This window comes from uncultured Mucilaginibacter sp. (assembly GCF_903913935.1).
Classification (GTDB): domain Bacteria; phylum Bacteroidota; class Bacteroidia; order Sphingobacteriales; family Sphingobacteriaceae; genus Mucilaginibacter.
Map to the genome: position 1 here is coordinate 20,338 of NZ_CAIWNH010000540.1, position 8,486 is coordinate 28,823.

8 protein-coding genes are annotated in these 8,486 nt (G+C 42.9%); 1 reads left to right on the top strand and 7 read right to left on the bottom strand.

What is annotated here, in order from left to right:
* Positions 1-27: 27 nt before the first annotated feature.
* The 3 genes from QZY09_RS21715 to QZY09_RS21725 form a co-directional block, all read right to left on the bottom strand.
* Positions 28-420, bottom strand: a complete 393-nt coding sequence (locus QZY09_RS21715) for a response regulator (RefSeq protein ID WP_295676040.1) — start codon at positions 418-420, stop codon at positions 28-30.
* A gap of 106 nt (positions 421-526) precedes the next feature.
* Positions 527-1,801, bottom strand: coding sequence for a serine hydroxymethyltransferase (gene glyA, locus QZY09_RS21720; RefSeq protein WP_295676042.1), 1,275 nt, complete (start codon positions 1,799-1,801; stop codon positions 527-529).
* A 137-nt stretch (positions 1,802-1,938) separates the two neighbouring features.
* Positions 1,939-2,691 (bottom strand): segregation/condensation protein A, encoded by a 753-nt coding sequence (locus QZY09_RS21725; RefSeq protein WP_295676045.1) that lies wholly within the window; start codon positions 2,689-2,691, stop codon positions 1,939-1,941.
* A gap of 195 nt (positions 2,692-2,886) precedes the next feature.
* Between QZY09_RS21725 and dxs the strand changes: the two genes are divergently transcribed.
* Positions 2,887-4,815 carry a 1-deoxy-D-xylulose-5-phosphate synthase gene (dxs, locus tag QZY09_RS21730; protein WP_295676052.1) on the top strand — a complete coding sequence of 643 codons (1,929 nt, stop codon included), beginning with the start codon at positions 2,887-2,889 and terminating at the stop codon, positions 4,813-4,815.
* A 74-nt stretch (positions 4,816-4,889) separates the two neighbouring features.
* On the opposite strand, the gene QZY09_RS21735 is transcribed toward dxs, so the two are convergent.
* From QZY09_RS21735 to gmd, 4 genes are all read right to left on the bottom strand, one after another.
* A complete protein-coding gene (locus tag QZY09_RS21735) occupies positions 4,890-5,408 on the bottom strand; it encodes a hypothetical protein (RefSeq protein ID WP_295676048.1) in 519 nt (172 codons plus the stop codon).
* Positions 5,401-5,571 carry a hypothetical protein gene (locus tag QZY09_RS21740; RefSeq protein WP_295676049.1) on the bottom strand — a complete coding sequence of 57 codons (171 nt, stop codon included), beginning with the start codon at positions 5,569-5,571 and terminating at the stop codon, positions 5,401-5,403. The genes QZY09_RS21735 and QZY09_RS21740 overlap by 8 nt, the downstream gene beginning before the upstream one ends.
* An 82-nt stretch (positions 5,572-5,653) precedes the next feature.
* Positions 5,654-7,291: a gliding motility protein RemB gene (locus QZY09_RS21745; RefSeq protein WP_295676050.1), complete on the bottom strand. Its 1,638-nt coding sequence runs from the start codon at positions 7,289-7,291 to the stop codon at positions 5,654-5,656.
* A 25-nt stretch (positions 7,292-7,316) separates the two neighbouring features.
* Entirely contained in the window at positions 7,317-8,453 is a 1,137-nt protein-coding gene (gmd, locus tag QZY09_RS21750) for a GDP-mannose 4,6-dehydratase (RefSeq protein WP_295676051.1), read from the bottom strand.
* Between the last annotated feature and the right edge of the window lie 33 nt (positions 8,454-8,486).

An 8,486-nucleotide genomic window follows, 5' to 3' on the forward strand; every position in this document is an offset into this window, starting at 1 on the left:
CTGCTTTTACCTTTCAGCTTTAACCTACTAACCTACTTTCTGGAAAACGCTTAGCTTCTCGAAAAGATTGGCCGGATCAAATGGTTTTAAAATATAATCGTTCATTCCTGATTCCATGATCTGCGCCCGTTCGCTGCTCAGCATTGATGCTGTTAAAGCAATGATAGGCAATTGCTGAAAATAAGGATCTTCATTTGCCCGGATAGCCTGTGTTGCTTCTATCCCACCCATTTCGGGCATATAAACATCCATTAAAACGACGTCGTAATTGCGGTTGCTGGTGATTTTTTCAATTGCCTGCAGGCCATTTTCGGCAAAATCAGCAGATGCGCCCCACTTAGTCAACACTTTGTTGATCAGCAACCGGTTGATATTGTTATCATCAACAACAAGCACATTTATTTTAAGATCTGTTTCCAAGGTATAAATATTTAGATAATTTGACCCTTGTTAAACGATATCAATGGCAAAAGGTTGCAAAAAAACGTCAATAAACAATTGAAAAAAACGAAAATTCCGCTAAAATTTAATCTTTATACAGCGGATGGTCTCCCATCAATTTATGAACTCTTTTCTTAACTTTTTTTATGGCATGCTCATTCTCAGCATCGGTGATCACCATGTCGATCAATTCAACAATTTCATCCATATGCTTTTCTTTCAACCCGCGGGTGGTTATAGCAGCAGTACCAACCCTTATCCCTGAAGTTACAAATGGTGATTTATCATCATAAGGCACCATGTTTTTATTTACGGTTATATCTGCTGAAACCAGTGCATTCTCGGCAGCTTTGCCGGTAATATTTTTATTCCGGAGGTCGATCAGGATCAAATGGTTATCAGTACCGCCCGAAACGATCTCGTAACCACGCGTGGTAAATGATTGTGCCATCGCTGCCGCATTTACCTTTACCTGCAGGATGTATTTCATATATTCGTCAGACAATGCTTCGCCGAAGGCGATCGCTTTAGCAGCGATAATATGTTCCAGCGGTCCACCCTGTGTACCAGGGAAAACACCCATATCCAACAACGCCGACATCATCCTTACTTCGCCTTTCGGTGTTTTTAAACCCCATGGATTTTCAAAATCTTTGCCGAGCAATATCATGCCTCCGCGCGGTCCGCGTAAGGTCTTGTGTGTGGTTGTAGTTACAATATGGCAAAATGGCATAGGATCATTTAATAATCCCCTTGCTATTAAACCGGCCGGATGCGATATATCAGCCAGCACCAAAGCGCCAACTTCATCAGCCACTTTGCGGATAAATTCGTAATCCCAATCACGTGAATAGGCTGAAGCACCGCAAATGATCATTTTTGGTTTTTGTTCAAGGGCAACCTTTTTTAGCTGATCGTAATCAACCCTGCCGGTTTCCTTTTTCACACCATAAAAGTGCGGTTCATATAATTTACCGGAAAAATTAACAGGGGAACCATGCGTTAAATGCCCGCCATGCGACAAATCAAAGCCCAGGATCTTGTCCCCTGGCTGTAAACAAGCCAGCATAACAGCAGCATTCGCCTGCGCACCTGAGTGCGGCTGAACGTTTGCCCATTCAGCGTTAAACAACTGTTTGGCCCTTTCAATGGCTATTGTTTCAATTTCGTCAACCACCTCGCAACCGCCGTAATAGCGTTTGCCTGGTAAGCCTTCGGCATATTTATTGGTTGCCACAGAACCTGCAGCTTCCATAACCTGCCTGCTAACAAAATTTTCTGATGCGATCAGTTCAATGCCTTCTTCCTGGCGTTGCTGCTCTTCATCCAATAGCTTGAATATTAATTTGTCTCTTTTCATAAATTTATTAAAACGGGGGCAAAGGTAGTGTTTTTATAGGTGAAAGCGTAAAGCAGAAAGCTCAAAGCTTCAATTTTTAAAGCACAAATTATTTGGGCAAAAAACACAAAAAATTCGCTGCTTTTAGCTTTGGTCTTTTAGCTTTCAGCTAATCGCGCTGATATTCTGAAATTATTATATCCCAACCCTACCTGTATATCAATCAATTCCTGCTGCAGCATTTCCAGTACCGCCAAAAAATTATACACAAAATGTACCTTATTTTCAGATTGACTGGCAATGGCTTTAAAATCCATCATTTTATTGATCTTCAGTAACTCTTCGATCGCCTTTTTTTGCTGCTCAATAGTATATGGGTACTGTACCACCGTATGTGTCACTTCCTCGCTCCGGTTCATGTAGCGTTTTAATACACGTCCGTAAACCACCATCAGTTTATATAAATTAATTTCAGACAGTTCCTCACCCGGAAGCGGAACACTATCCGCCTGCTCAATATCAAACCGGATATTGCCGCGCTTTTCCTGCTTGAAACGTTCATCCTCAAACGGGTGCAGTTCTGTACAGATCTCTTTGAATTTTTTATACTCGATCAGCTTCCTGATCAGGTCTTCTTTGCTATCAGTTTGGTTTTCATCATCCCCTGCATCATATCGCGGCAACAGCATTTTAGCTTTTATGCGCATTAGTGTTGCAGCCACGTAAATAAACTCGCTGGCAATCTCCATGTTAAGGGTAGCCATGTGGTGCAGGTGGTTCAAAAAATCGTCGGTGATCCTTGCGATGGGGATATCATGGATCTCCAGTTCGTCCCTTTCAATAAAAAAAAGTAAAAGGTCGAAGGGCCCGTCAAACTGGGGTAAATGTATTTCAAAACTTTCTTCGACCATAGGTCAAAAATAAAGTTAAAAAGGTTTAAATGGTTGTTAGTGTCGTAATTGTTGAAAAGTAACAAGTTTGTGAATTACAAAACTTTCCAATTTCGCACCTTTTGACGGTGGCGTTAAATTATTCCATCAACTTTATCCTGATTTTTAGCAATAAAATGCCGTAATTTGTATGCTAAATATTTTCTTCGAATGTCAATACAGGTACCGGCCGGAAATTTATTAAAAACCATAAATTATCCATCTGATTTAAAGCAACTTAAGATCGAGGAGCTTGAACAGGTTTGCCAGGAGTTGCGCCAGTTTATTATTGACGAAGTATCTGTTAACGGCGGGCATTTCGCGGCTAGTCTGGGTGTTGTTGAACTCACCGTGGCCCTGCAATATGTTTTAAACACCCCCTATGATCAGCTTGTTTGGGATGTCGGCCACCAGGCTTACGGGCATAAGATACTGACCGGCCGGCGTGATATTTTCCATACCAACCGGGTATATAAAGGATTGAGCGGTTTCCCCAAACGGTCTGAAAGTGAATATGACACTTTTGGTGTAGGCCATTCATCCACCTCCATTTCAGCGGCACTGGGCATGGCAGTGGCATCGCAATATAAAGGCGAGACCGACAGACAGCATGTGGCCGTTATTGGCGACGGCGCTATGACAGCAGGTATGGCCTTCGAGGCGCTTAACCATGCCGGGATTGAAAATTCCAACCTGCTGGTAATCCTGAATGATAACAACATGTCGATCGACCCGAACGTTGGGGCATTAAAGGAATATTTAACAGATATTACTACTTCAAAGCCTTATAATCGTTTCAGGGATGACATAGCAAGCGTGCTCACCAAGATCTCGGCCATTGGCCCTGATGCTTTTAAAATAGCTCAGAAATTAGAAAAAAGCATTAAAGGTACTTTGCTTAAAAAGAGCAATTTTTTTGAAGCGCTCAAATTCAGATACTTTGGCCCTATTGACGGCCATGATGTTGAACACCTTGTGAAAGTATTGCGTGACTTACGTGACATACCCGGCCCCAAATTGCTGCATTGTATTACCGTAAAAGGTAAGGGCTACGCATTGGCCGAAAAAGATCAAACCAAATGGCACGCCCCCGGCTTATTTGACAAAATAACCGGCGAAATTAAAAAAACAAAATCAGACAAGCCGCAGCCGCCAAAATACCAGGATGTATTTGGCCATACAATAATTGAACTTGCCGAAGCAAATCCCAAAATTATGGGTATTACGCCCGCCATGCCATCGGGTTGTTCATTAAACCTGATGATGAAAGCGATGCCCAACCGTGCGTTTGACGTTGGTATAGCCGAGCAACACGCGGTTACGTTTTCTGCAGGTTTAGCTACGCAGGGCCTTATCCCCTTTTGTAATATCTATTCAAGCTTTATGCAAAGGGCTTATGACCAGGTTATACATGATGTGGCCATACAGAACCTTAACGTAGTATTTTGCCTTGACAGGGCCGGCATTGCCGGAGCAGATGGCCCTACTCACCATGGTGCCTATGACCTGGCGTCTATGCGCTGTATCCCGAATATGACGGTTTCCGCACCGATGAACGAAGAAGAATTACGCAACCTGATGTTTACGGCGCAACAGGATGATATGGGGCCTTTCGTGATCAGGTATCCGCGCGGAAGCGGAGTAATGGTTGACTGGCAGCGGCCATTGAAAGCCATTAAAGTGGGTAAAGGGCGCATGGTTTGCGATGGCGATGATATTGCTATTTTAAGCATTGGCCATATTGGTAACGAAGTGGTAAAAGCCACGGCAAATTTGAATAATGAAGATTTTTTCCCGGCGCATTATGATCTGCGTTTTGTGAAACCGCTTGATGAAGCTTTGCTGCATGATGTATTTAAAAAATTCAGTAAAATAATTACCGTTGAAGACGGCTGTCTTGAAGGCGGCATGGGAAGCGCGGTACTTGAATTTATGGCCGACAACAACTACAGCGCGCAGGTTGTACGACTGGGCATACCCGACCAGGTAATTGAACATGGCGAGCAGCCAGAGCTTTGGGCTGATTGCGGTTACGATGCCAACGGCATTGCCGCAAAAGTTAAACTTATAGGCATCCCAAAAAATAAGCATATCATTGCTTCATAGGCGCAAACCAGGCCGTTTACTTCCCGCAGAATTTGCACTATATTTTCAGTTATAATCTGTTAAATTACAAAAATTCACTGAAAAGGATTATAGCCTACCTGTGCCATTTGATATTGCTCCGAAAATTGCGAAGTCAATATTCCCTTTAAAGCTGCCGGGCTATCCGTTATCAGTCCATCAGGGTTAAGCTTCAAAAATCCAATTATTTCTGATTGCAGGTCGAGCGTCCATGAATAGACCAGTTTAAAACTGCCCCCGGCATCCCGTATCGCAATAGCCTGTTTGATCCTCTCTTTATAAATATCGGCAAGCAAAGGCACTTGTATGGAGATACCGTCGGCAAAGGTATAATTTGGAACGTTAAGCGCTTTAAAAAAAGCGTCGGCATCCAATGGGTTGGTATGCTCATCAATACCGAGTGCCCTGTTGGGCGACAAAATAGTAGCGCCCGGGGCAAAAAAAGTAAATTCGCTTCCCTGCGCCTGCGAACGTGTGACCATAATGAGTGTGTCAGGAAATTGACCGGAGAAATTTATTTCAATACAATCAAAAAGGGCCGCAATATTTCCGTTTGAGTTTTTGGTGTCAAACATAATAAGAGCAGGAATAAGTACTGGGTTTGCCTGTAATGCCACGGACAAACTCGCCATTTATAGAATGGATGTCAGGCTCAAGCGCATTTGCTCCGGCCTGGAGATAATTGCATGCATCCAACACTGAATTGGGGTTGTGCCCGATAATAAAAAACTGCCTCATGGTGATTTACGATTATAGGTATTTTGATTACGATTTTTTTTCGCAGCCTGCAAAACCCCTAAATCAATCCACCATTACCCGCTCAATGAGGTTTAAAGCTTGCCAGGTCGGTATATAAACTCCGGAATGAACTACGCAGGCCGATGGTTACCCATGTGGTTCGATCTTTAAACTGCGCGTTGTTTTCTGTACGGTAGATACCGCCAAGCTCAATTCTTAAATTGTATTTTGGATTTAACAAATATGCTATTTTACCTTCCAGGTAAACCATGTTAGTAGTTAAACCCTGCCCTGTATAGTTACCATAGGAGTAATTCTGGTTATCCACCTGCCGGGCTGGCTGTGTCCATAACTCAAATATGTCTTTGCCAAAATTTGCACCGTTCATATCAAACCCATAGCGACCAAAGTCGGCTTCACCGCTAAAATCAAACTTTTTATACGAATAATTCAACAGGCCAACCCACTCCCGGAAGTTTGCCCCCCAGGGATGTGCTAAAGGCTCACTATTGTCCGAATAATTTTCAATATAGGAGCGCTCAGAGTAAGTATATGGCTTGGCCGTATTGTATTCAAAAAGATAATTAAAGCCCTTTACACCAAGGAACTGTGACCCTCTGAAGCCAAACTGCCACGCATACTTATTCCTTGAACTGCCAGTGCTGGAGAAAAAATCTTTCGACTGGAACTCATCAAGCGCAAATTGTCCGTAGGCTGTAATATTATCGGTGATCTTATATTTAGCAGTAACGCCTATCAAAGCATTATCAGGCGAACCGTTTGATGCTTCAAGCGGCCTTAAAAATATAACCGGGTTTACATAAGTAAAATCGAAAGGGCGTTTGTTGCCGTTATCGTCAACAGTATAAGAAATAATAGCATCAAAAAAGCCTACTGAAAACCTGTTTGATACATTCCAATCAAGGTAATGGAATACTGCAAATTTTTTCCGGCTAATATTGTTACCAGAATTTGCCTCGGCAACCGGATCATTCATCAAGGTATACATAGCCATATACCTTACATTACCCAAAGTTGCGGTAAGTTTAAAAAACGGGTATGGCGAAGCAAAATCAGATAACAATTCGGAGCGGTAACCATCGCCTATAAAGGTTTTATCGCGCCCTGCACTAATATTTAAGTATTTAACCGGCGTGTAAGAGACCACAGCTGTAAGATATGACCAATCATATCCGTAAGTTGAGTAGGTACGTGCATAAGCCTGCCCGGGCACAATACCCACCTGGTTGATGTACGTTGACATATATTCAGGCAGGGCAGCGCTGCCCTGGTACCCCCTCACGTTATAACTGAGTTTATTGCCAATGGTACCACCAATTTGCGCACCGATGGAGAGGCTGTTGGTATTAAGTTGCCCGGAAAAGTCGCGGCCTATGCCAATATCAGGCAACAGGTCAGCATAAAAAGTTGAACCGGGGCTTTTTACATCTATCAAATGTTCGTTAAAAAGCTTCTGGTATCCCCAACTGTGCTGCTTACCATCGTTCCCTAAATTCATTAACGAATCATAATGATGTTTCAATAAAGAATCATCTGCAAAAAAAGGCCTTAGCGAGCTATGCTGGCGACTGCTTGTTGAATAAACATCCTCATTTAACTTTTGGTAAAACTGGTATGAATAAGGCTGATAAACAGATTGAGCCCTGGCCACGCCAATTATTGAAAACAAAATAAAAATGCTGCTAAAAACTTTCCTCATATGCTAAAATGAATAGTTTTACAATTTACTCAAAATAATTGAGTGTTTTAAACCCACCCTTTTTTAAATAGGCATCTTTTTTTACCTGGTGAAGATCAGATTGAATCATGTCGCTCACCAAAGCCTGCAGGTTATAGCGTGGTACCCAACCCAATTTCTCACGCGCTTTGGAGGCATCCCCTATCAAAAGGTCAACCTCGGTAGGCCTGAAATATTTGGGATCAACTTTCACTAAAGTCTGTCCGAACCTTAATGCCTCACGATTTAAACCTAATGTTTCGATCTTTTGATCATCAACGTCAATGATCACACCTCGCTCGTTTTCATCTTTTCCACTAAATTCAATTTCAATCCCCAATTCGCCGAAGGCCATTTTTATAAACTCCCTAACGGTCGTGGTAACCCCTGTGGCAATCACAAAATCTTCGGCCTTATACTGCTGCAGCATAAGCCACATCGCCTCAATATAATCCTTTGCATGGCCCCAGTCACGTTGTGCAGAAAGATTACCCACGTAAAGGCAATCCTGCAGCCCCATCGCTATTTTTGAGGCAGCACGGGTAATTTTGCGGGTAACAAAGGTCTCTCCGCGAATGGGACTTTCGTGGTTAAATAAAATGCCGTTACAGGCAAACATATGATATGCCTCGCGATAGTTTACTATGATCCAGTACCCATAAAGTTTAGCCACTGCATATGGCGAACGGGGATAAAATGGGGTCGTCTCGCTTTGAGGCACCGCCTGTACAAGGCCGTACAACTCAGATGTGGATGCCTGGTAAATTCGGGTTTTATTCTCAAGGCCCAGCAGTCTTACCGCTTCAAGGATCCTCAGTGTGCCGAGACCGTCAGCATTTGCCGTATATTCGGGCGTATCAAAACTTACCTTTACATGGCTTTGGGCAGCAAGGTTGTATATTTCATCGGGCTGAATTTCCTGCACCAACCTGATGAGGTTGGTTGAATCGGTCAGATCGCCGTAATGAAGTTTAAATTTAACATTCGCTTCGTGCGGGTCGTGGTAAAGATGGTCGATCCTCTCTGTGTTGAGCAATGACGATCTCCGCTTGATCCCATGCACTTCATAACCCTTTTTTAGCAAAAATTCTGCTAAATATGCACCATCCTGGCCGGTAATACCTGTTATTAAAGCTATTTTCATTTACGGTAGCAGCAAACAACGATTTAATTTACA